The organism is Nitrospira sp. CR1.1 (assembly GCA_014055465.1).
In the GTDB taxonomy this organism is placed as follows: domain Bacteria; phylum Nitrospirota; class Nitrospiria; order Nitrospirales; family Nitrospiraceae; genus Nitrospira_A.
This window is the reverse complement of the sequence record WIAF01000001.1, coordinates 70,026-93,506: the sequence shown is the minus strand read 5'-3', so window position 1 is coordinate 93,506 and position 23,481 is coordinate 70,026. Positions and strand designations below refer to the sequence as shown.

Genomic DNA, 23,481 nt, shown 5'->3' with positions numbered 1-23,481 from the left:
TGCAAGGATGAGACATGAAAGAGAAGAAACGCATTCCCACGGACGGTGAGTTGGTCGCATGGAAAAGTCCGTTCGCGGCGTTGAGGCATGTGGAACTGCCACCGGTGCAACCGCGGGAAAAGACCGCCGGGCCTGTTGCGACGTCGTTAGCGCAAGCGAAGAGTCGAGGCCGGGTGGATATCATTCGGCAGACGGCGCATCGCGGCGGCAAGACGGTCACGGTGATCACGGGATTTGTCGGCATCAGTGAGGCTGAGAAAGCACAACTCGCGAAGGAAATGCAGAAGGCCTGCGGCGCCGGCGGGACAGTGAAGGAAGGGCGCATCGAGATTCAAGGGGATCGGCGCGACGACGTCGCCCGTATGTTGACGAAGGCCGGATTTCGGCCGGTCTTGGCCGGTGGATGAGCGGACATGGCAGAACCGCTCAAAAATAGTTTCGGCGCCGATGTTCCCCGCACCATTGCGCGGATGATTGCCGCCGTGTTCCCTCGATTCGATGCGCCGGCGTTCGTGCGGTCGGCGCTGGACGGGTATGACACGTTAGGATTGATGCCGCGCGCCTGGAAGATCGCGCACGAGTTGCGCCGTGGTTTGCCGGATGGGTATGAACAGGCCCTTGAGATTCTTCTGGCCTCGCTCGACCAGCCATCCAGTCGAACGGTTGCCTCGGGAATGGGCGCCTTTGTGTTTCTTCCGCACGTCTTCTTCGTGGCTGAATATGGACTAGACTACTTCGACGCGTCCATGCGCGCGCAATATCTCCTGACACAACGGTTCACGGCGGAGTTTAGTATCCGCCGGTATCTGGAACGGCACCAGGCGGCCACGCTGGCCCGCCTGGCCGAATGGACGGCTGATCCGAGTGAAGACGTGAGACGCCTGGTTTCTGAAGGCACGCGGCCGCGGTTGCCCTGGGCGCCGAGGCTCCGCGCCTTCCAGACTGATCCGCGGCCGGTGCTGGCCCTGCTGGAACGGTTGAAGGACGATACGTCGCTCTATGTGCGTCGGAGTGTGGCCAACAATCTGAATGACATCGGGAAAGACCATCCCGATGTGCTGGTTGAGACGGCCGGGCGGTGGATGGAGCACGCGACGGAGGAACGCCGCTGGATCATTCGCCATGCCCTGCGGTCGGCGGTGAAGCGGGGCGAAGCAGGGGCGCTCCGTATCTTGGGCTTCGGCGGAAAAGCGCTGGTTGCCGTGAAGAATGTGCGGATCACGCCGTCACGGCCTGCGATCGGATCGTCGGTGAATATCTCGTGCGAGGTTGCCAATCAGGCGTCCGGCAGACAGCGGGTGTTGGTGGATTTGCGCGTGCACTACCTGAAGGCAAACGGCAAGCACAGCCCGAAGGTGTTCAAGTTGAAGACCGTCGAGCTGGCGCCGAAGGAAACCATTCGGTTGAGCAAATCACTGGCACTCACGCAATTCACCACTCGCACCCACTACCCCGGCATACACCGGATCGAGCTGTTAATGAATGGGTGCGCGTATCCACTGGGCCGGTTTCACGTCACGGCAGGGTAACCGGCGCATTGTTGCTTAGGCGGTGATCTGTCCGGGATCCAGCGTCTGTCCGGTCATGGTGCCTTCGACGCTCGCCAGATAGGCTTGCGCGACGCGGTCGGCAGGAATGCCGATGGAGGGGTCCATGCCTCTGGCGAGCAATGTTTCTGTCACCCAGGGAGGGCTGACGACGTTCACGCGGATGCCGCGCGGCATATCGATGGCGGCGGCGCGGACAAATCCTTCCAATCCGGCATTGACCATGCTGATGGAGGCGCTGCCCTTTATGGGATTCTGGCTGAGGACACCGCTGGTGAGTGTGAAGGAGCCGTGGTTAGTCACGAACGGTCTGCCGATCCGCACGAGATTCGCCTGGCCCATGAGTTTATTCTTCAGGCCGATTAAGTAGTCGTCATAGGTCAGATCGTCGAGGCTCGAAAACTTGGCGATCCCTGCGGCGCTGACCACGGCATCACAGGTGCCGACCGCCTTAAACAGGCTGGTGATGGAATCCGGCGAGGCCAGGTCCACGTGAAACGCGCCTCTTTTGTGGCCGACCGCCACCACCTCATGCCGCGTCGACAGCAACTTCACGACGGCCGATCCGATGGTGCCTGTTCCTCCGATGACGATCACTCGCATGGCAATCCTCCGTAGTTCGTGTTTCGGGCAGTGTAGTCATGGGGCCTGGAGCGGCGCAAGCCTGCTCGCTTACTCTGGACTGTCGATGACATACTGCGGCCTGGCCGCCGCCTCGCTGGCGGGTTGAAAGTAGCGGCAGGGAGGAATGTCGGCTTGGAGCCGTCGTAGCAGCACGGCGATCTTCATGGCGGGAGGAATGTCGCAGATCCAGACGTGCATGCCGGATTCCAGATCGTCATAATGCCGCTGCACGGAGAATCCAGGTTTCTCCATGAAATAGGCGGAGAGAAACCCGTTGATGGCCTGAACGGTCCAGGGATGATCCTTGATGTATCGATAGGTGAGTCGCAATTCCACGACCTGATTTGCCTGTGCTGCATCCATGTCTGCTCCGCTCCTCTCAAGGTGACTGCGCACTGTAACAGGTTGTCGAGAACGGCCGCCAGCGTCGCGCTGCTCGTCCTCCGGCCATTGAGAACATTGAGACCGTCGCGCAGATCTGTGTAAGGTACGGCATGGAGGATTTCCGGTCATGTTGACGACCTACAATCAGGTGCCTCTTCCCTCGTTCATGTACGGGACGGCGTGGAAAAAAGATGCGACGACACAGTTGGTGCAACAGGCCGTGGCGGCGGGGTTCACGGCGATCGATACGGCCAACCAGCTGATCCACTACCAGGAATCCCTGGTCGGCGAGGCGTTGTTGGCGTTGGCACATCAGGGCACGCCTCGTGAACGGCTGTTCGTGCAGACGAAGTTTACGCCGGTCAACGGCCAGGATCATCGGACGCCCTATGACGCACAGGCCGATCTCACCACCCAGGTGAAGCAATCGTTCGAGAGTTCACTGGCGCATTTGCACACCGGTTATCTCGATTCGTACGTGTTGCACGGGCCCTATGCCCGGCGCGGGTTGAGCGAGGCGGATTGGGAAGTCTGGGCTGCAATCGAAAGTATCTATGCGGCGGGAAACACGAAGATGATCGGCATCAGCAACGTCTCGGCGGAGCAGCTCAAGCTGCTGTGCGAACGGGCCGCGCATAAACCCATGGTCGTACAGAATCGTTGTTACGCCGCCCTGGGTTGGGATCGAGACGTGCGGGAGATCTGCCGGACTCATGGGATCATCTATCAGGGATTCTCGTTGCTCACGGCCAACCGGGACATCTTTGCCGAACCAGAGGTGCGCGCCATGGCTGCCAAATACGGCATGGGCCTGGCGCAACTGGTGTTCCGATTTGCGATGCAGGTCGGCATGCTGCCGTTGACCGGCACGACCAATCCCCAGCATATGAGCGAAGATCTCCAATCCGATCAGTTCACCATTTTGCCTGAGGATCTTCAGCGGCTTGAAACGATCGGGGTATAACCGACTGTCGGCACCGCTCTTGTTCTGAACCTATGGAAGGCCTGCATCAACTCGAAATTATTATCCTGCTGCTTGCGGTGGTGTTGGCCCTCACCACGATTGCGCAGAAGATCAGCATCCCGTACCCGATTTTTCTCGTGCTGGGCGGTCTGATGTTGGGGGTGGTGCCGGGCTTGCCGGCAGTGACGCTCCATCCGGACCTCGTGTTCCTGGTGTTTCTCCCGCCGATTCTCTGGGCGGCCGCCTATTTCACCTCGCTGCGGGAGTTCCGGCAGAACCTCAGGCCGATTTCCCTCTTGGCCGTCGGATTGGTGCTTGCCACGACCGCCGGCGTTGCCGCGGTGGCGCATGTCCTGTTACCCGGCATGGGCTGGGCGGAGGCCATCGCGCTGGGAGCGATTGTCTCGCCGCCGGATGCCGTGTCGGCCACCGCCATCGGGAAACGCCTGCGCATTCCTCGCCGCGTCGTCACCATTCTGGAAGGCGAAAGCCTGGTCAACGACGCCACCGCCCTGGTGATGTATCGGGCGGCCGTGGCGGCGGTGATGAGCGGCACGTTCGTGTTCGGGGGGACGGTCCTCAATTTTCTCTTCGCCGCACTGGCGGCGCTGGCCATCGGCATCGGCGCGGCCTGGGGCACCCGCTGGGCCCTCTGCGCGACAGAAGACGGGTATACGCAAATCGGGGTGACGTTACTCGTCCCGTATATCGCCTGGGTCATTGCCGAGTCGGTGCATGCCTCCGCCGTGTTGGCGTGTGTGGCAGGCGGGATCACGCTCCGTCAGTATTTCAGCGGCGCGGTGGCGCCGGCGACGAGGTTGCAGGCCCGCGCTGTGTGGGAGCTGTTGATCTTCATTCTGAACGGCGTGATTTTTATTTTGATCGGTCTGCAACTGGGGGCTCTCCGGGACGCCGTGCCCGCCGGGCAGTACGGCCCTGTCCTGTTCGCCGGACTCATGGTGAGCGCGACGGCGATCCTCGTGCGGTTCTTCTGGGTGCCGCTGGCTGCTCTTATCCCACGGTGGCTGAGCGCCACTCTGCGCGCGCGTGATCCGATGCCTCCATGGAAGGGGCTGTTTCTCATTTCCTGGACCGGCATGCGGGGCATCGTCACCCTGGCGGCGGCCTTGGCGCTTCCGATGACGACCGGCAGCGGCGCGCCTTTTCCCTTCCGGTCGGAAATTATCCTGATCAGTTTTACGGTGATCCTGGTGACGTTGGTACTGCAGGGACTCTCACTTCCGCCGATCATCCGGTGGTTGCGCCTCGAAGAGGAACATGAACTGGAGCGGGAGGAACGCTTGGCGCGACAGCATGCGGCGACCGCGGCGTTGACTCGACTGGATCAGGTCGTGACGGAAAACTGGGTGGGCATGGAGCAGATCGAACGCGTGCGATTGCGATATCTTCGTCGATTGGAACATCTCACTCAGGCCGGGTTGGAGAAGGATGACCATCCCGACGGAAGCAAGGCAAGCGTCCAGCGCCTGCACCATGAAGCGCTCACGGCCGAACGGCTTGCCCTGATCGGGCTTCGGGACGACGGCACGATCAGCGACGAAGTGCTGCATCAGTTGGAGCAGGAACTGGATGTCGCCGCGCTGCATCAGGGCGTCGGCGAGCGGCGCGCGGAAAAGGGCCGGATCTAACATGCCGATTCATATCGCCGCAGCACAGCCGGTCGATGCGCCGGTCATTGCGAAGTTGGTGGGAGACTTGCTGCATGAAATCGTGGCTGCGATCAAGACGCCCGCCTTCGGGTTTTCGTTGGCTGACACCGAAGCACGGGCTCGCGCCTGGCTGGAAGATGGAAGGTATACGGTGTTGCTGGCGCGGGATGAGGACTGTGTTGCAGGATTTGTCGCCCTGTCCGAATGTCGCGCGCTGTATGCGGAGGGGCGGTTCGGGATCATCCCGGAGTTGTATGTCCGTCCGGACCGGCGGTCGCAAGGTGTGGGAGGCAAGTTAGTGACGGAGGCTAAACGTGTGGCTCGCTCGAACGGCTGGGTCAGACTGGAAGTCACCACGCCGCCGTTGCCGGAGTTTGACCGGACCCTGGCATTTTATGAACGGCAGGGATTCAGTATCTCCGGTGGACGGAAAATGAAACTCTCGCTGTGATCCGGCCCGTTGTTCAAGAAGAACGAACCGGTTGTGGCATCGCGGCAGCGGCCGCGCTGGCCGGGGTGTCCTATGCGCGGGCGAAGGCCGTGGCGGCATCCGTGGGCATTTCTGCTGCGGACCGGAACCTCTGGTCCGAGACAGACTCTGTGCGGGAGTTGCTGACGCAGTTCGGACTCCGTGCCGCGCGAGCACGTCAGCCGTTTCACTCATGGGCGAGTCTGCCGGATTGCGCGTTGTTGGCCATCAAGTGGCATCGGGAGCAGGGACGACCGTTCTGGCATTGGGTCGTGTTCGTGCGAGAGAAGAACCGGTCGTACGTGGTAGATTCCAGCCCGACATTGAAGACTCCCCTTCGAACCGACTTCGGGCGTATGAAGCCGGTGTGGTTTCTGACTGTGACGAGGAAGAGGTAACGAGTGAACATTGCCATTGTCGGGGGCGGACCGGCCGGGCTCATGGCCGCGGAAGCGGCGCTGGCCGGTGGCGTGCAGGTCGCACTCTACGACTCCATGCCCTCCGTCGGCCGGAAATTTCTTCTCGCCGGGAAGGGCGGGTTAAATCTAACTCACTCCGATCCGTCCGACGTATTTCTCACGAGATATGGCGAGCGGCGCGCGCACGTCGCTCCCTGGTTGGCCGGCTTCGGCCCGGATGCAGTCCGTAAGTGGGCGCAGGCACTCGGTATCGAGACCTACGTCGGGTCGTCGGGTCGCGTGTTCCCCACGGACATGAAGGCCGCCCCGTTGTTACGCGCGTGGCTGCGACGCCTGCGTCAGGCGGGATTGGCCATTCACGTGCGGCATCGCTGGTGTGGTTGGGATGAGAAGAAAGCGCTTCGCTTTCAAACGCCGCAAGGCCAGGCCGCTGTGCGGGCGGATGCCGTGATCCTGGCGCTGGGCGGGGGCAGCTGGCCGCAACTCGGGTCGGATGGCGCATGGGTGCCGGTGCTTGCCGGGCGCTCCATTGCGATTGCGCCCTTGCGACCCGCGAACTGCGGGTTTGATGTGGGGTGGACGGAGCACTTTCGAACGAAGTTCGCGGGACACCCAATGAAAACGGTCGGCGTGGTGGCCAAATCTCCGACCGGCGCGGTGATGCGCCGCATGGGGGAATTCGTGATTACCGGCACCGGTGTCGAAGGCGGAGTGATTTATGCCGTAGCCCCGTTTCTTCGCGATGAAATAGAGGCCACCGGCCGTGGTACGTTGCGGTTGGATCTGGCGCCGGACCGTGAACTGCCCCGTCTCATCAAAGATCTTTCCCAGCCGCGTGGAAAAAAGACGATGGCGACCCATTTGCAGCGCCGCGCGCACATCGATGGGGTGAAGGCCGGGCTGTTGCGGGAGATCGTGTCAAAAGAAGATTTTGCCGACCCGGCCCGGCTGGCGTCCGCGATCAAATCATTGCCGCTCACATTGACGGCGGCACGCCCGTTACAAGAGGCGATCAGCACGGCCGGCGGGGTGGCCTGTGAGGCGCTCGACAAGCGGCTGATGCTGAAGGCGCTGCCGGGAGTGTTTTGCGCAGGAGAAATGGTGGATTGGGAAGCGCCGACGGGCGGGTATCTGCTCACGGCCTGTTTTGCCAGTGGCCGGACCGCCGGTGCGGGGGCCGTGGCCTGGCTCGCGGAGCGCGCAGAACGTGCCAAGTCCTAAGACGACCAACAATGGGGGGAGGACTGTCATCGTGCCGGGCATCGGCAATTCAGGGCCTCGGCATTGGCAAACCCAGTGGGAACGGCAACATCCCGGCTGGCAACGCGTGCAGCAGCGCGATTGGGATCATCCTGTGCGTACGGAATGGCTGCAGGCGCTGGAGACTGCTGTGGCCGGGTCTTCTGCGCCGGTTGTGCTGATCGCTCATAGCCTGGGTTGTCTGCTGGTGGCTCACTGGGGGCAGCAACCCTCAGTTCCGGTACGCGCGGCCTTGTTGGTGGCTCCGCCTGATCCTCAAGGGCCTGCGTTCCCTTCTGCCGCGCGAGGGTTTGAGACGGTTCCATCGGACAGACTTCCCTTCCCCAGTCTCGTGGTTGCCAGTTGCGATGATCTTTTCGGATCGGTGGCCTACGCCAGGCGATGCGCGGCTGATTGGGGCAGTGCCTTTGTGGAGGCCGGCGCGATCGGTCATATCAATGCCGAGAGCGATCTTGGCAAATGGCCTGCCGGCTTCGCCCTGCTCGAACAGTTGTTGGCGTCCTCGTGAGAGGGACAACCCTGCACGATGAATGCTGCTGGATCAGGATGCGCTGATAACCAGGGCCGGCCAGCCTCCCCGTGGTGAGACTCCAATCGAAGCGGAAGCGGGCGGATTGTTCGCATGAGAGCGACAGCAGCCGTGTTCCGCTTGTCTGGAATCGAGAGTGCGGTCCTGTCCCGTTCGATTGGAGACGAACAGGGGCGCCCCCTGTCTTTTGTGCAGCGTTCCCACTCTCCGCCGGGACCGTGGAGTTTTTCCAGGGGGCGACAGGAACAGGGTGACGCGGAGCCGGGCGGCGAGACGGCAGATCCTGCTCATCGAGTGGTCCGGTTGCGGCTCGATCCAATCCGTGCCGAGTGTATCGTCAAAGGTGTAGGCGCTGACCGCCAATTCCGGGGTGGTGATCCACCCGGCTCCGGAGCGGGCGGCTTTGGTGACGGCGCGGATCACGAGGCGGCGGTTCTGCGCGACCGCTCCCGGCACCGGGGCCAGGCGCGAGAAGACGAGTCGAAGCAGAGGGCCGGCCATCAATCCCAGGTCTTGCCAGTCCTGACTAACCTTCCTGTCGGTTGCGGAGTGTACATGGCTTGGTCACCACAATGACCAACTCCCACGGTTCTCTGATGCCCGGAGCTATGCGTATGTAGTCGGGACGATCACTGAGTCGCTCAGTTCTATGACTTGTGTCCGCCTTGTCCGCTGCGTACAGTGGAGCGAAGGAGCTATCCGGCATGAACCACCTTATCGTCCCGCCGTCACCAGCACGAATAGGCCGGCTGCTCGTGCTCATGGTGTTTCTGCTGGTGATCCTCTGCGTGGGTGCGGTCCTGGTGTTGCCCTGGCTCGTGAATCGTCCGGCGGGCATGGCGGCATTGCTTCAGGAAGTCGAGGAGCGGACGGGGCACCGGGTCTCGATTGAGCAATCGGACGTTCGCATCTTTCCATCACCCCGGCTGACACTGAGGGGGCCCCGGCTGTACGGCTCCGCATCCACCCTGCCGCTGGTGCTCGCGGAACGGGTAGAGGTCGCGCTGCAGTGGTTGCCGCTCCTGGAAGGACGAATCGTCGCCAGAGATCTCGTCATCGACCGGCCTCGTGTGACCATTCATCGATGGCCGAACGGGAACTGGTCTCTCGGCAAAGAGCCGTCCCCCGACACCGCTTCTGATTCGGCCCGGCCGTTCGCGTGGTTGCAGGTCGTCAGGAATCTGCTCGTGGTTCAAGGCATGGTGAGCCTCGTCGATGAATCTGCGCCCGCACCCACGCCGCTGGACATCATCGTGACGCAGGGCGCGTTAGCGAGTGAAATGATGGGACGGCGTGCGAGGCTGCATCTTTCCGGAGAGGTCCCGCAAGAAGGCGGGCGCGCAGCCTTTCTGTGGGAAGGGTCGATTGCGCACAATGACGAAGGGGGGGAGATCCAGGCAGAAGGGGATCTGCGGATCCACCAGGTCAATTTGCGCCATCTGTTGTCGTCCTGGATCGGCGCCGGCCGGATCTCCGATGGTTTTTCGCAACCTGCGCAGTTGACGGCTCACTTGCGGTGGATGCCCGGAGCAGCGGGATCCGATCTGCTTGCCGACGACGTGAGAGCAGAGCTCGCGGATGTGTCCTTGCAGGGAGCCGGGTCGGTTCTCGGTATCGGGACGGCACAGGCACGATTTTCATCCACTCTGTCCGCGTCCCCGGTGACTGCCGCGCGCCTTGTGAGCGAACTGCCTTCTGCCTGGATATCGAATCAGTTGCGGGCGCAGTTCGCGGAACATGGTGTGGAGGGCGTGATCACGCTTCAATCCTTGTCGTTTGCCGGTGATATCGGCCCGGCCGCACAGCCGCGCATCAATGGCCTGCTGACGGTTCGAAATGGCCGGTTCACGCTTGGTCCGCAGTATCCTCCCGTCGAGGGCCTGTCTGTGAGCATGATGTACGATGCCGATCAATTGCGCATAACGGAGGTGCGCGCGCAATGCGGCCCCGTTCGGCTGACGGGTCAGGACCTGCTGATCACACAGTGGCTGACCGATCCGCACATCGATGCGAACATCAGAGGAGCGGCGCCGGTGGATGGGTTGGTGGAGACGGTGCGCCATCTGGATGAATTTCCGCTTCTGCGGGATCTGGTGGCCGATGTGGAGGACGCAGTCGGGAATGTTGAGATGATCGCACACGTGATGGGGCGACCGCTCAGCGGGCAACCGCTCGCCCTGGCGGATGCCGATCTCTGGTTACAACGGGGAGGAGGGCGTAGCGCCAGCTTGCCCATGCCGGTGCGGCAGGTGGACGCGCATGTCACAGTGACGCCGACTTTGGTGGCGATCGAGCGCCTTGACGGCTGGCTGGGGCCGGCTGCATTCCAGACGCATGGATCTGTGACCATGGTGGATGGCAAGGCCTATTCCGATGTGACGTTGGCAATGACTGCGGATGCGTCGGAGTTGCAATCCTGGTGGACAACGCGGAGCGAGGGCGCATTCATCCCAGAGATGGACGGCGTCATTCACCTGCGCGCAGCGGTGACGGGTGGGATTGGACACCCGCGAATCACGGGCAGAGTTGATCTCCGACGGGCTGGGGTGCGGCTGCAGAATTGGTTGACGAAGCCGCTGCAGGCTCCTGCCGCCATCGACTTCGAAGGGCAGCTTTCGCAAGACAACCGTTTGGTGGTCCGGCATGTCGGTCTCGGGTTTCCTCCGGTCATGATTACAGGATCCGGGACCATCGAGTTGGGCGGGGAGCGGGAGTTTTCGGCGCATGTGTCCTCAGGCCGGGTTGTCGTCGGCAGACTTCCGAAGGGCATCGTTCTGGGACCCCTTCGGGCGGGAACATTGGATGCAACCCTCGATATGGAAGGCCGGATGAACGACCGGGCCTCCTGGCGCACATCCGGCCAGGTCAAATTCGATGAGGGCACGGTCAAGGTGGAAACCCTCGACGAACCGATTCGAGACGCGTTTGTGACGCTGCGCTTCGATCACGACCTGATGCATATTCCGCGCATGGCGTTTCACGTGGGCGCGAGCGATCTCCGGATATCCGGCTCGATCGCGCAATGGGCCGATCATCCGCATGCGCGACTTGTCGTGGAGTCGTCTCAAATCGATCTCGCGTCCTTTGGTATGTCCCGGTCTCGCCAGCCGCGAACCACCGGCCATCGATCTTCAGACCCCCAGTGGACGGGTGCCACGCTGAACGCGTTTCTGTTCGCCGATCATGTCTATTACAAGAAGTTCCTGCTGACCGACCTCTCCACCAAAATTACCTGGGAGAATGAACTGCTGTCGGTCGAGCGGATCAGCGGGGACACGAACGAGGGCCAGCTTGCCGGGCAGGTCAAGATCCGCACGAACAACGGGCAGATGGCGCAGGCTCGCAGTATCTTTCGCGCCAGCGGCCTTCCGATCGAGCGTATCCTGGCGCCGTTCCAGGAGAAGCCGGTGCTCTCGGGATGGCTGACCACGTCAGGGAAAGTCCAGGCGGAATTTGAGCGAGGCGCGCTGCGGCCTGCCGCGCTGACCACCCGTCAGCCGCTTCAAATTCTGGTCCAGGACGGACACATGCATCAGGTCCCGGTGCTGTCCACCCTGCTGTCCCTGCTGAACCTGCCGGCCGTGTTGCAGGGGCAGGTCGACCTTGAAAAAGAAGGCATGCCGTTTGATCGGCTCAAGCTGGCTGGTTCTATCAACAACGGCGTGATTCGCGCGAAGGAGTTCCTGCTCGACAGCCCCGTGCTCAAAATCAGCGGAACGGGGCGGTACGACATCGTGGCGGATGAATTCGACATGGTGCTGGCGACCAGCCCGCTCGGATCGTATTCCGCGATCTTGAAACGCCTCCCTCTTTTCGGGCAGCTCCTGTCGGGGGATCGCCAGGGGTTTGATACCGCCGTGTTTGAACTGAAAGGATCGGCGAACCAACCGCAGTTGCGCTATCTCCCCACGGAATCGCTGATGACGGGCGTGAAGGGAACGGCCCAGTTGGCCTTCGACATTTTGGTCAATGCCATTACCTTGCCGCAGAAGGCCTTCTCAATTGCGGAAGAAGGCGCAACCGGAGGAGAGGAGGAAGGGGAGGAGGAGTTCTGACGCCCGGCCCTGGCGGCGGCTCGTCACGGCGCAGGGTCGGCGCGAATCTCCAGATCGTTCTTGACGCGCCTCACGCCTTTCACCTGCCGCGCCAGTTCAGCCGCTCTCGCCTTGCGTTCGGCCCGCCGCACTGTGCCGGTCAGGGTCACGGTTCCCTCCTCGGTGGTCACGATGATGCCGGACAGTCCGCCCTGCTGATCCTCGGCGAACTTCGCTTCGATATTCGTAGAAATCATCGCGTCTTTAGGAGTGTCCGGCAGCGTAGAGGAGCCCGGCAGCCGGCATCCGGCAGCGAGGCACAAGAGAACCATTGCTGAGAGAATCCGGTGAAATGGGCGCATGGGGTTTCGCGGGTGTCGGCGTCTCCATGGAAGTTGCCCCGGATCTTGGCATAGTGGCGGGTCCGGTTTCCATGCCGAGTTTTGCGATTGCGCGCCTGCTTCTCAACGGGCATCATGCGGCGGCAACACTCAACCGTTGATCGTGAGGTGAAATGGCAGAGCCGGTGGCGGATATGTGCGTGATCGGGGCGGGGGCGGCCGGGCTGGCGGCCGGTATTTTTGCGGCAGAGCACAATCCGGCCGCGAGAGTCGAATTGTTGGACGGGGCCGCGAGCATCGGGGCAAAAATTCTGGTTTCGGGCGGGGGGCGGTGTAACGTCACGCACGATGTCGTGACACCGGAAGATTTTTTCGGCACCCGGCACCTCGTGCGCAATGTGCTCGCGGCATTTCCGGTCCAGGACACCATCGCCTGGTTTGCATCGCTTGGCGTCGAACTGAAGCGTGAGGAAACCGGCAAGCTGTTTCCGGTGACCGATAAGGCCAGGACGGTGCTCGACGCCCTCACGGCGCGGAGTCGTGAACTGGGGGTCGTGCTTCGTCCGGGGCATCGCGTCACGGGCGTTGAGCGCCGGACCGGACCGGGCCAGTCCGGCGCGCACGAACCTGCCCGGTTTGTGATTCGCCATCAGCACGGCGAGATGCCTGTGCGTCGCGTGATCCTGGCTACCGGCGGGCAGTCGTTGCCGCGCAGCGGAAGTGACGGGTCAGGGTACGGACTCGCGCGGCATTTTGGCCATCACGTCACGCCGACCGTTCCGGCGTTGGTGGCGCTGATGCTGGATGAGCGCTGTTTTCACGCGGAGCTCTCAGGCCTGTCACAGGAGGTAGAGATTCAGACGCTGGTCGCGGGGCGATCGGTCGATCGACGGACAGGCAGTCTGCTCTGGACACATTTTGGAATCAGCGGGCCGGTGGTGATGGATGCCAGCCGCTTCTGGTGTCTGGCCAAGGCGCGGGGTGAAACGGCGGAGGTTTGCGGCAATTTCCTGCCCGGCCGAACTGCCGAACAGGCGCGAGAATGGTTTCTCGCGCAGGTCGCCAAGAATCCTCGCCGGTCACTGCTGAGGTTGCTTGCGGAGTGGTTGCCGGAACGGTATGCCGAGGCTCTCTGCCGCCATGCCGGCGCTGATCCGCAGCAGGCCGTCGCGCAGGTGACGCGCCCTGTTCGTGACCGGCTCATGACGTCCCTCACCCGGTTTCGTTTTCCCGTCGTGCGCGATCGCGGCTGGAATTTCGCCGAAGTGACGGCCGGCGGAATTCCGTTGGACGAGGTCAATTTCCGCACAATGGAATCGAAACTGGTCCCCGGTCTGTATCTGGCCGGAGAGGTGCTCGACTGCGACGGACGGATCGGCGGGTTCAATTTTCAATGGGCCTGGGCGACCGGGCGGGTAGCGGGCCGTGCGGCGGCGGCGAGTCTGACTGCGGGACGCGGCCGCTAGCCGCAGGCGGGCTCAGCGGAACTCGTACCCGACGCCGAAAATCATCGACTCATCGGTCTTTTTGCGTCCCGGCGCCGGTTGGGTGTTGAGCCGGAGATCATACTCGACATTAAAAAACAGATTCTTATAGACCGTGATCCGCAGACCCTGGTCGGCATTGAACCGGAAGGCGTTTCCGGCATGGATGTCCCAAAATCCTTCGTGGCGATGGAACACCTTGACGCGATCCGGCCACAGGCTGTGCTCCCAGCGCAGGCTCCAGCGTGCCGAGGGAGTCTGCGTATTCGGGCTGGTGGTGAAATGTTCGTTCACATGGGCGATACCGGCTGACAACGAGAGGGTCGTGGCAGGGGTCTCATAGAACTGATAACCCAAACCGCTCCCGATGGTGGAGCGGAGCTGCAAGTTCTGTAAGGTGTCTTTTTCCAGCATGCCGAATGTTTCAATGAAGATGTTCTTGCTGACAAAATAATCGTGTTTCAGGCTCGCCAGCGAATTGCGCGCGGTCACCTGCTCGCCTGCCTGCCCGTAGTTGTATTTGCCTTCGAGCAACAGCCGCTGTTTATAGGCGTACAGCGTCAATCGGGTGGCGGCGTTGACGGCCTTTGTCGTGGTGTTGCCGGTGGTATGGTTGCCGCCGACTGTCACGGTTCCCAGCAGGCGGATCGGCTCCAAATTGATGCCCGTGATCTCCGCGAACGGGACGGGGCCATTCTGACTCAGACTCGTGACGTCGTTGAGACTGGTCGTGCCGTAGAAGAAATCATGCAACCTGTCGCCTGATTCGCCCGGCATCAGGATCTTCAGGGGGCTGTCGGCCTTCAGCCGTTCAATTTTGCCCCAGTCGATCTTCACTTCCCCGCTGTGGTCTGTGTGCAGGGTGAGGACGTGGTCTTCCATTTTTTCGATCTTGCCGGTGAGCCGATCGCCATTGAGCAAATAGACCTCATCGGCAGCGGCCGACGTGGCAAGCCACAGACTACAGACGAGCAACGCCCGCTGCCAGAGCAGGAGACTGAAGGTATGGGTACGGGGCATGGGTGCAAACTGGAATTCAGACGGGCGGCGGCTCGAAGTCGAGGCGATGTGCTGCCATCTGGTAGACCAGGCCTCACCCTAATCGAGAGCGTTGGGGAGTTTCAAGTGTGCGCGCATGGAAAGGATCGCGCGCCGGCCTGCGGACGGGGACTATTTCGCAATGGTGATGCTGGGGACGCCGCTGCGCGACACTTCCGTGACGGTCATCTGGAAGAGCTGGTACAAAAGCTTGAAGGCCTCACGGTTCCATCGGGCCAGGGGGCCGGTACTGTTGACGGCGTAATACTTGCCATGGGACCGCACGGTCAGGTCCGATTCGGAGGGGGTGGAGTCTTGCACAAGAAGATCCATGGTCCTGACCGGATTGTCCATAAAGGGCGGTGTGCGGCTGTCTTTCTCGACCGCATATTCCGGCTCTTCTTCCACGGATTGCGCCAGGAAATTGAGCATGGTGTTGAAGCTGCGTAGGCGGAACTCGCCTTTCAACGGCCACTCTCCGCCATAGTGCCCCGGACGAATGTCAAACGAGACATCGTTCATGGGGCGTCGTTCGGCTTCTTCGTGCAGTCTGACTCGTTCCTCGTGCGGAAGCGTATTCGGATCGTAGTTCGTGATGAGAATTCTTCCGGACACCGGTTTGCGCAGCCGGTAGGTTTTCTGTTGCGGATCGTAGGCGACCAGATAGTCCTGCTCCAACGCCTTGAAGCCCTCCGCAGTCACGGATTCGGCCGGGATGGTCCAGGCGCGTTCGAACAGCATCGCTTCTGCATAGAGGCGATTGGCATCCTGAATGGCGGAGAGATGCAGCACCACCTTCCGGAACATCTCGTAGCCCGGCTTGTCGGTCGGGTTGTTCCGGTAGGCGACATCCTCTCCGTGATCATTCACTCGAAGCTCTTTCGCCATCAGACGGAGCAGGAGATCGATATCCCCGCCCTGCCGCAGCAGGAGCGTGAATTTGGTTTCTTGAAACGGCGTCAGGAGGCGCCTGGTGAACTCTTCCCCCTCAATCGGCGCAATGCTGATAGTGGGATTTTCGGCCACGCTGCCGCCGAAGACCGGGAGGAGCGTCTTGCCGGCTTCTCCGGTCAATGCCGGGGTCGCGCCCGCGTTGATGCGGAAATCGAAGGTGGCGGCGACATTCGAGACGCCCGTAAAGTGAACCGGCTGATGGTGATGTGCGCGCGCGATATTCAGCAGCAGCTGCTTGGAAATGGAGTCTGTGATGGCGTTGTCGTAGGAGACGACGGCGCGCGTCAGCGTCGGCGGCGAGAGGCAGCCCGCGAGGTTCAGGGCTGCAGCAAAGCCGATCAGACCGCGCAGCCATAACGAAGGAATCGTTGGACGCATCGATTTCCGCGATGAAGGTGGCGTACAGCAGCGGTTCTAGCACACCTGCCACGGGAAGCCTAGGGGGATCTGGATCGGTATGGCGCGGGTCGACGGCCGGAGGGCTCTCGCCTCAGGGCGGCGATTTGTTTTATCATCAGAGACCGTGGATACCGTGATAACCGGAAACAGAGTGAGAGCAACACGCACGAGGCATTCCGTGTGGATCGGCGTGACGGCGCTGCTGTGCCTGGCGGGATGCGGCAGTTCGGCAAAACTGATGTCCGGACTCAGCATCGAGGAATTGAAACCGGTGCCGGGTATTCTGTCGAGCGCCAGGCTCCTGAAAGGGACGATCCTCGGCATCACCGGTGACCGCGTGGAAGTGGAGACCGGGGAACGCGCCCCGCGCTATCTGTCGCTTGAAGCCGGTGGTGACGAGGCCCGCGGATTACGGGCGGGAGGGGCGGTGGAGATCATGGTCAACGACCATGATGAAATCGTCGCCTATCAGCGTCCTGCTGATACCCCGCCCACGAAGGTCTTTCGCGGGTCGTTGGGCAAGGTGTTTAATCCGGAAAAGGAACGCGTGACGATTCGTCTCGATACCGGGCGTGATGTGGGGTTCTATGCGCGGACGGTGGCGATGGAGAAACTCGCCGCGCTGGAGGTCGGAGAAACTGCCGATTTCGCGGTCGATCGCGCCTATCTGCTTGTCGATGTGTTGTCGCTGGGGAAGCCTCGTGATTTGGGCGTGGGGTCTGCGCTGCCTGTGCCACAGCGTCGTGTGGAAGGCGCGTTTGTGACGATCGGCGACGGGCGCATGCGGTTGAGGATGAAGATCGATGACATTCAATCCTTTCCCGTGCGTCCCCTGCTGCAGCCCGCGATTGAGCAGCTGGATCCCAATGAGGCCGTCTCGATTTATCTCGACGGGCAGGGGGAGGTGATCGATATGGTGCGAATAGCCCGCCGGTAACTCGTGTCAGCGGCGCGCGGGAAGCTTCACGACACGCGTCACGATCCAATCGTTGAGACGATCCGGCAGGAGGAGCGCCAGCCACGAACGAATCGCGGCGTCGGAGCCTACGAGATATCGTGTGTTCGGCCAGCGGGACCGAAGCGCGTGTGCAACAGCCGCAGTCACCGTGCTGGCAGGCTGTGCCTGTTCGCCGGCTGCCGTGGCTGCTTCTTTGATGCGGGTGAAGCCTTCCTTGTACATGTTCTTGAGGTCTTGACTCCAGGTGGCATCCCAGGTATCGACTTCTTTTCTGGTCTTCCCCCAAATGGGCGTGGCAATCGCGCCTGGAGTAATCAGTGCCACGCGGATACCCCAAGGTTGCAGTTCGAGGCGCAAGGCATCGGTGATCGCTTCCAATGCATGTTTCGAGGCGGCATAGGGAGCCATGAAGGGCATGGCGGCTCGTCCGGCGATGGAGCCCATGTTGATGATGCGTCCCCGTCCCCTGCGGATCAACGGCAGAAAGGTCTGGGTGACCGCGAGTAGTCCGAACACATTCACGTCGAATTGACGCCGCCAATCGGCAAGCGGCAGCAGTTCGATGGGACCGGCCACGCCGATGCCGGCGTTGTTCACCAGGCCGGCGAGTCCGCGATCTCCCACCATGGCGGCGACCGTATGGCTGGCTGCTGCGATCGATGCCGAATCGGTCACGTCGAGGCGAATGGGCATGAGACGCGGCCCGGCTTGTTGCTGCAGCCGTTCGCCGTCCGTGGGATTGCGGACACCGGCGAAGACGCGATACCCGAGCGTATCCAACGCAAGGGCGCACGCCGCCCCGATGCCGGACGAGGCACCGGTAATGACGACAGAGTCTGATGGAGAAGAGGCTGAAAACCAGTTTGGCATGTCTCGTTTTCCTTGTGTCTGGCCGCGTACCCTACCATATTTTACGCCGTGACCCTACAGTCGGATGCATCAGGAGGCCTTCCTGGCGTGGCGAGCCCTTCGGCGCAAGCGCACCGGGTCATGATCGATGAAAGGAGCAGGCATGCAGAAAGAAGGATGGAAACAGGCGCTGCTGGTCATGATGGGGCTGAGCCTGGTTGCCTGTACGTCTCCCCTGAGCCACAGTGCGGACCGGACGGCAGCCACTTCTCCGGGGAAGCTCGTGACGGTGCAGCCGCGGGAAATCGACGACGTCTTATACAATCCCGGGATGGGGTTTGCCGATTTTCACTTCGGTTTCGGCCATCCTCCAAAGGCCGACGAATATCCGCATACGACCGTGGCCTATTTTCGTTGGCCCTGGGCGGAGCTGGAGCCGGCCGAGGGGCAATACAATTTTGCATTGGTGGACGGAGTGATCGCGCAGGCAAAGGCGAAAGGGGAAACGCTCGCCATCCGGATTGTCTCCGAGTACAAGACCGGTACCCCGCAATGGCTGCTTGATAAGGGGGTCGGCAGCGTCAAGGAATCGGACGGCATCTTCCCCGACTATAACCATCCCGTCTTCCTCGACTACCATGAACGCCTCATTCGCGCCTTTGGCGAGCGGTATGGCCGATCTCTCGACATCGATCACGTGGATATCGGATCAGTCGGGTGTTGGGGCGAATGGAACACGGCCTGCTGCGAAGGTGTGGAAGCACAGTGCAAGGCCTATTACCCGAGTGAGGCCAATCAGATCGCCATTACCGACTGGTATCTCAAATATTTTTCTGGAACTCCGCTCGTCATGTTGCACGGCGGGCAACTGAAGTATGCGACGACCCGGGGGGCGGGCTGGCGAGGGGATTGTTTCGGGGATTATGGCTATTTCAGTCCCGACTGGAATCACATGGAGCATGCCTATGCTCCGGTGTTTGAGGAGCCGGCGATTGCCGATGCCTGGAAGCGCGGGCCGGTGCAGATGGAAGTCTGCGGCTATATCCATGAATGGTACGAGCGGGGGTTCGATCTCGAGAGGATTCTGGCGAAGGGGCTGGAATGGCACATCTCGGTGTTGAATGCCAAGTCGAAGCCGGTCCCGGCGGCGTGGCGGCCGCGCGTCAATGAGTTTCTGAAGAAGATCGGCTACCGGTTTGTTCTGCGCGAGTTGACTCATCCGGCAGCGAGCAAGGCTGGCGAGCCGCTCGTCATTCAATCACGGTGGGACAACACAGGGGTGGCGCCGATCTATCATGCCTGGCCGCTGGCGTATCGATTGCGCTCTGACACAGATCAAGTCGTGGCGCAGTGGATCAGCGCTGCCGACCTGAAGCAGTGGCTGCCGGGTCCGTCGCACCGGACGGAGGATACGGCGGTGGTGCCGGAAACCGTTCCCGCCGCTTCGTATATGCTGGATGTGGCGATTCTGTCTGAGGATGCCGGCTCTGCCGTTGTCGAGCTGGCGATTGAAGGCAAACGGACAGACCGGTGGTACCCGGTGGCACGCGTCGACATCCGCTAGGCGTGATCGCCGCTCGGCGAGTTCGGTGTGCGCAGTCGTGATGGTTTGAGACGCGAATCGGACTTGATCTGCACGCTAGACAGCCAGGGCCTGTGCCGCCTGTTCGAGGTGGAGCACCGTCATCACCTGGTTGCCGTGCCCGCGGTACTCGATCTGGTCGAAGCTGACCTTGTTGGCCATGGCGATTCCACGTCCATGGGTATCAAAGGCGCGCTCGGGGTCGAAGTCCAGGTATTGTTTCCAATCAAAGCCGTTTCCTTGATCAGTGATGTGCAACGTCAGCCCATGCGGTTGGCGGGAGAATTTGGCCGTGGCGACACGGGACGAGTAGGGAGGCGAGCTCAGCCGGTGGGCGATTTCCTCCTCCAACTGATCAGCCTCGATCAGGCGTGACTTTTCCCTATATCCGATATTCAAGTTGCCGTGTTCGATGGCGTTCAAGGTCAGTTCGAGGATGCCGGTGACCACCCGGTCGGCATCGGGATAGGCGTGCGCGAGCAGCATCGCCAGGTTCTTCGCTTCCTCGGGCGTTCTGAAGTGGAATGTTCCGGACTCCAACAAGCGCATGGTCGTCGTGGTCCGGTGCAACGCCTGCCGTATATCCAGGTAGCTGAGATGATCGCGGACCGCCGCATCCACGATAGCTTGAAGCGTCGCCTGGTCGAACGGTTTGGCCAGATAATAGTAGGCCCCTGCCCGCAGTCCTTCCAGGGTCTGCTGATGTGTCGTAGCCGCAGTTTGCATGATGACGGGAATCTGGTTCAGCGCATCATGCTGTTTCATTTTGTGGAGCACTTCCATTCCATCCACCCCGGGCATGATGCGGTCGAGCAGCACCGCGTGAAAGCGATCGGGTTCAGCGGTCAGCATGTCCCAGGCTTGTTGGCCCCCGTTTGCCGTGGTGCATTGATATTCCTGGTGGGGAAGGAACTCGAGCAGAATCTTCAGATTCAGAGGCGAATCATCAACGAGTAAGAGCTGTGGTTGAGGGAAGATCATGATTTGGGGTGCCTCTGGTTGTCGGCCAAGCCATCGGGGTGAAATGCATAGGGTCGGCCTCACATCGGCGTGTAAGGTCCTGACTAGCCTATCGGAAGTCGCTAGGGATTACTTGAGCGAGGAGGGGAACAACGCAGCAGAAGGACTCCACCGGAACATAGGCTCCGGAAGAGTCCTTCCGACAGGGGCTTATTGCTTGACGATATCCAGCAGTTCGACTTCAAACACCAGGGTGGCTCCGGGCTTGATCACCGGGGGTGACCCACGGTCGCCATAGGCGATGCCGGACGGGCAGACCAGCTTGCTCTTGCCGCCGACCTTGATCAATTGAACCGCTTCGGTCCAGCACTTGATGACCTGGTTCAGCGGAAACGTAGCCGGTTCTCCACGTTTGACAGAGCTGTCGAAGACGGTTCCGTCGGTCAGGGTTCCATGGTAATGAACTTTGACCGTATCCGTCGCTTTTGGGGTCGCGCCTTTGCCTTCCTTGATCATGGTCACAATGGCGCCCGATTCCGTCTTCTTGGCGCCTGATTCCGCCGCCGCTTTGGCCAGGAATGCGGCGCCGGCCTTCTTTTCGACATCGGCCAGGGCATTGGACCGGACCTGCTGCATTTGTTGAATCTTCGGACCGTACACTTGGAGGTCGACCTTTTGCGGCCGCTTTAACACGCCGTCGGCCAGGCCGGCCTTGACGAATTCGAGTTCGGATTCGTTCAGCGTGAAGGGCGTCAGCGATTGGCTGATGGCTGCCCCGAGAGCATACAGAGTTTTCTGCTCATCGTTGGCCGGTTCGGGGGCGGCGGCCCAACTGAGCGAGGACATGAGAAGCACGGCTGCGGAAACGGCACCGGTCACATGACGCATAGACGATCCTTTCTGGTGAACAGCATGACTGAGCCCACCTTATGACAGGGAGGCCGTGCGGCTCAAGAAAATTCTTGGGCAGGCTGCTGAAAACGGCCTCCCGCGTCGTTCTCGGCTCGTCAAAATCCTCGACGTCCCCCTGCGGGTACGTCTCCGGTTTTGACTCGCCTGCGGCCTAGCGGGACGTCGTTTTGAGCAGCCTGCGAAGACCACGCAAACTTGTCTGTAGCCTTGCCGAATGGGAAGCCTGTCCGGCGTCCAGGATAGGTAAGTATGTCGTCTGTTTCAGCATGGTGCCGGGAGGCGCGGCTCAGGAGAGCGCGTCTCTTCCGTGCGGGCTGTCTAGATCCAGTTGCGGGCCGATGGGGACGATACGGGTCGGATTGATGTCGTCGTGCGTGACATAGTAATGCCGCTTGATGTGGTCGAAATTCACCGTGTCCGCAATGCCGGGCACCTGATAGAGGTCTCTGAGGTAGCCGGACAGATTCGGGTAGTCGATGATGCGCCGGACGTTGCATTTGAAATGTCCGTGATAGACCGCGTCGAACCGAATGAGCGTGACGAAGAGCCGCCAATCGGATTCGACGAATTGCGCGCCGAACAGATAACGGCGCCGGCTGAGTCTGGCTTCCAGTTGATCCAGCGCGGAGAAGACTGATCGAGCCGCCTGGTCGTAGATGTGTTGAGAAGTCGCAAATCCCGCCCGGTACACGCCGTTGTTCACCCGCTCATATAAGAACGTGTTCATCTCGTCGATTTCTGTGCGGAGTGCCGCAGGGTAGAGGTCAAGCGTGTTGGCGGTGAACCGGTTGAACTCCCCGTTGAGCATTCGCATGAGATCATCGTCGGAATTGCTCACGATTCGCTTGGTGACGGTATCCCACAGGACCGGAACGGTGACGCGCCCGCGGTAGGCGGTGTCGGTCAGGCGGTAGGCCTCGCTCAGGAAGTGAAAACCATTGATCGGATCGGTCACATGACCCTGTCCGTCGCGAAAGGCCCAGCCCTGCTCGTCGCGAATGGGATCGACGACGGTCATTCCGATGACCGATTCCAAGTGCTTCAGTTTACGGACGATGATCGTGCGATGCGCCCAGGGACAGGCGAGAGACACGTACAGGTGATAGCGACCGGACGCAGCGGGGTAGCCTGACCGGCCGTCCTCAGTGACCCACTGGCGGAATGCGTCGTCCTGCCGTTTGAATTCGCCGGTCTCAGTATGCTCATTGGGAAATTGCGGGTGTCCGGCCATGGCATGGTGCTCCTTGAGCGGCACACCTTAGTCGCAAAGAAGTGGTGTCGTCAATTGCTGAGTAGCGCCGGGATCGGATCTGCACCACGGACCGAAGAGCACTGATCGACTGGTGCCGAGAGGTGCCCGCTGTGTGTGGGGCCGTGAGGGTGACAGAGACAGGGGGGGGCGGTCTGACTTTTTTCAGGCCCTCCGGCGGAAGGTTATAACTGTGGCTCACGGCTTACCAGTGCCGGTGCCACCTGCCGTAGTAGGGGCGATAGAAACGGGGTCCCCAGGCATAGGGGCGCGCATAAAATGGCGAGCCATACATCCAGGGGCGCCCGAGATAGAGGCCAAAGCCCACCGACGGATATCCGTACAGCAAGCCGGGTGCAATACCGGGAGAAACGTATGTGTAAGAGGGAGAGGAGGATTGTTGCGCCATCTGCCGCTGCAAGTCAGCGGTCATAGCGTTTTGTCGATCGGCTTGTTCTTTCAACTGGCCGACGGTGCTTTGCTGGAGATGGACTTCCGCCTCCAGTTTCGAAATTTTTTCCCGTTGGATTTCAATAAAAGCCTGCAGGCATCGCGTATGCGCATCACCGGTGTAATTTGAACATTCCCAGGGGCCGGACGATTCCGCACCGAACACCGGAAGCACGAACAACAGGGCGCTCAATCCTATGGCGAGAGAGGCAAACCATTGCCGAGGGGATTCCAATCGGTGAGTCATAAGACGTACCATGACGCTCCTCCCTGGCTAGCTATTGATAGCCTATCATGGCTTCGCCGGTGAAGACCAGATCCGGCTCGTAGAGAGGGGAACGAACGATTGTCCCGTTGGTTGACAGCAGCGGTGCGGAAATGTGCGCCGTACTTACTAGAGATGAG

The 23,481-nt window shown here is 61.1% G+C and carries 23 protein-coding genes; 12 read left to right on the top strand and 11 right to left on the bottom strand.

Going from position 1 to position 23,481, the window contains the following annotated elements:
- The first annotated feature begins 14 nt into the window (after positions 1-14).
- Together GDA65_00415 and GDA65_00410 are read left to right on the top strand one after the other, a co-directional pair.
- Positions 15-407, top strand: a complete 393-nt coding sequence (locus GDA65_00415; GenBank protein MBA5861159.1) for a translation initiation factor — start codon at positions 15-17, stop codon at positions 405-407.
- Between the two features lie 6 nt (positions 408-413).
- Positions 414-1,529 carry a DNA alkylation repair protein gene (locus GDA65_00410; protein ID MBA5861158.1) on the top strand — a complete coding sequence of 372 codons (1,116 nt, stop codon included), beginning with the start codon at positions 414-416 and terminating at the stop codon, positions 1,527-1,529.
- 15 nt (positions 1,530-1,544) lie between these two features.
- On the opposite strand, the gene GDA65_00405 is transcribed toward GDA65_00410, so the two are convergent.
- Positions 1,545-2,150: a short chain dehydrogenase gene (locus GDA65_00405; protein ID MBA5861157.1), complete on the bottom strand. Its 606-nt coding sequence runs from the start codon at positions 2,148-2,150 to the stop codon at positions 1,545-1,547.
- A 69-nt stretch (positions 2,151-2,219) separates the two neighbouring features.
- Positions 2,220-2,534 carry a hypothetical protein gene (locus tag GDA65_00400; protein MBA5861156.1) on the bottom strand — a complete coding sequence of 105 codons (315 nt, stop codon included), beginning with the start codon at positions 2,532-2,534 and terminating at the stop codon, positions 2,220-2,222.
- Between the two features lie 148 nt (positions 2,535-2,682).
- Here GDA65_00400 and GDA65_00395 point away from each other — a divergent pair, with 148 nt between their 5' ends.
- Genes GDA65_00395 through GDA65_00370 form a run of 6 tightly spaced genes read left to right on the top strand, consistent with a single transcriptional unit; the run spans position 2,683 to position 7,845 of the window.
- Positions 2,683-3,519, top strand: coding sequence for an aldo/keto reductase (locus GDA65_00395; protein ID MBA5861155.1), 837 nt, complete (start codon positions 2,683-2,685; stop codon positions 3,517-3,519).
- Positions 3,520-3,551: 32 nt separating this feature from the next.
- Positions 3,552-5,168, top strand: coding sequence for a Na+/H+ antiporter (locus GDA65_00390; protein ID MBA5861154.1), 1,617 nt, complete (start codon positions 3,552-3,554; stop codon positions 5,166-5,168).
- 1 nt (position 5,169) lies between these two features.
- A complete protein-coding gene (locus GDA65_00385) occupies positions 5,170-5,640 on the top strand; it encodes a GNAT family N-acetyltransferase (GenBank protein ID MBA5861153.1) in 471 nt (156 codons plus the stop codon).
- Positions 5,637-6,056, top strand: coding sequence for a hypothetical protein (locus GDA65_00380; protein ID MBA5861152.1), 420 nt, complete (start codon positions 5,637-5,639; stop codon positions 6,054-6,056). The genes GDA65_00385 and GDA65_00380 overlap by 4 nt, the downstream gene beginning before the upstream one ends.
- Positions 6,057-6,059: 3 nt before the next feature.
- The gene (locus GDA65_00375; GenBank protein MBA5861151.1) at positions 6,060-7,298 is read left to right on the top strand and encodes a TIGR03862 family flavoprotein; all 1,239 of its coding nucleotides are present in this window, start codon (positions 6,060-6,062) and stop codon (positions 7,296-7,298) included.
- A complete protein-coding gene (locus tag GDA65_00370) occupies positions 7,285-7,845 on the top strand; it encodes an alpha/beta fold hydrolase (protein ID MBA5861150.1) in 561 nt (186 codons plus the stop codon). Before GDA65_00375 ends, GDA65_00370 begins: the two co-directional genes overlap by 14 nt.
- Before the next feature lie 33 nt (positions 7,846-7,878).
- Here the strand turns inward: GDA65_00370 and GDA65_00365 are convergent, their stop codons facing one another.
- Positions 7,879-8,367: a hypothetical protein gene (locus tag GDA65_00365; GenBank protein ID MBA5861149.1), complete on the bottom strand. Its 489-nt coding sequence runs from the start codon at positions 8,365-8,367 to the stop codon at positions 7,879-7,881.
- 203 nt (positions 8,368-8,570) lie between these two features.
- On the opposite strand from GDA65_00365, the gene GDA65_00360 reads away from it, so the two are divergent.
- Positions 8,571-11,921, top strand: a complete 3,351-nt coding sequence (locus GDA65_00360) for an AsmA family protein (GenBank protein ID MBA5861148.1) — start codon at positions 8,571-8,573, stop codon at positions 11,919-11,921.
- A 23-nt stretch (positions 11,922-11,944) separates the two neighbouring features.
- Here GDA65_00360 and GDA65_00355 read toward each other — a convergent pair whose 3' ends face one another.
- Positions 11,945-12,262: a BON domain-containing protein gene (locus tag GDA65_00355; protein ID MBA5861147.1), complete on the bottom strand. Its 318-nt coding sequence runs from the start codon at positions 12,260-12,262 to the stop codon at positions 11,945-11,947.
- A 152-nt stretch (positions 12,263-12,414) separates the two neighbouring features.
- On the opposite strand from GDA65_00355, the gene GDA65_00350 reads away from it, so the two are divergent.
- Positions 12,415-13,707: an aminoacetone oxidase family FAD-binding enzyme gene (locus GDA65_00350; GenBank protein ID MBA5861146.1), complete on the top strand. Its 1,293-nt coding sequence runs from the start codon at positions 12,415-12,417 to the stop codon at positions 13,705-13,707.
- A 12-nt stretch (positions 13,708-13,719) separates the two neighbouring features.
- On the opposite strand, the gene GDA65_00345 is transcribed toward GDA65_00350, so the two are convergent.
- Positions 13,720-14,745, bottom strand: a complete 1,026-nt coding sequence (locus GDA65_00345; protein MBA5861145.1) for a DUF481 domain-containing protein — start codon at positions 14,743-14,745, stop codon at positions 13,720-13,722.
- Positions 14,746-14,895: 150 nt separating this feature from the next.
- Entirely contained in the window at positions 14,896-16,095 is a 1,200-nt protein-coding gene (locus GDA65_00340; GenBank protein MBA5861144.1) for a hypothetical protein, read from the bottom strand.
- A gap of 199 nt (positions 16,096-16,294) precedes the next feature.
- On the opposite strand from GDA65_00340, the gene GDA65_00335 reads away from it, so the two are divergent.
- Entirely contained in the window at positions 16,295-17,053 is a 759-nt protein-coding gene (locus tag GDA65_00335) for a hypothetical protein (GenBank protein MBA5861143.1), read from the top strand.
- 6 nt (positions 17,054-17,059) lie between these two features.
- Here the strand turns inward: GDA65_00335 and GDA65_00330 are convergent, their stop codons facing one another.
- Positions 17,060-17,944 (bottom strand): SDR family NAD(P)-dependent oxidoreductase, encoded by an 885-nt coding sequence (locus tag GDA65_00330; protein ID MBA5861142.1) that lies wholly within the window; start codon positions 17,942-17,944, stop codon positions 17,060-17,062.
- A 127-nt stretch (positions 17,945-18,071) separates the two neighbouring features.
- On the opposite strand from GDA65_00330, the gene GDA65_00325 reads away from it, so the two are divergent.
- Complete coding sequence (locus tag GDA65_00325) at positions 18,072-19,487, top strand: DUF4832 domain-containing protein (GenBank protein ID MBA5861141.1); 1,416 nt, start codon at positions 18,072-18,074, stop codon at positions 19,485-19,487.
- Between the two features lie 75 nt (positions 19,488-19,562).
- Here GDA65_00325 and GDA65_00320 read toward each other — a convergent pair whose 3' ends face one another.
- The 4 genes from GDA65_00320 to GDA65_00305 form a co-directional block, all read right to left on the bottom strand.
- Complete coding sequence (locus tag GDA65_00320; GenBank protein MBA5861140.1) at positions 19,563-20,486, bottom strand: response regulator; 924 nt, start codon at positions 20,484-20,486, stop codon at positions 19,563-19,565.
- Positions 20,487-20,675: 189 nt separating this feature from the next.
- The gene (locus GDA65_00315; GenBank protein MBA5861139.1) at positions 20,676-21,353 is read right to left on the bottom strand and encodes an FKBP-type peptidyl-prolyl cis-trans isomerase; all 678 of its coding nucleotides are present in this window, start codon (positions 21,351-21,353) and stop codon (positions 20,676-20,678) included.
- A 310-nt stretch (positions 21,354-21,663) separates the two neighbouring features.
- Entirely contained in the window at positions 21,664-22,608 is a 945-nt protein-coding gene (locus GDA65_00310; protein MBA5861138.1) for a glutathione S-transferase family protein, read from the bottom strand.
- Between the two features lie 223 nt (positions 22,609-22,831).
- A complete protein-coding gene (locus GDA65_00305) occupies positions 22,832-23,335 on the bottom strand; it encodes a hypothetical protein (GenBank protein MBA5861137.1) in 504 nt (167 codons plus the stop codon).
- Positions 23,336-23,481 lie beyond the last annotated feature (146 nt).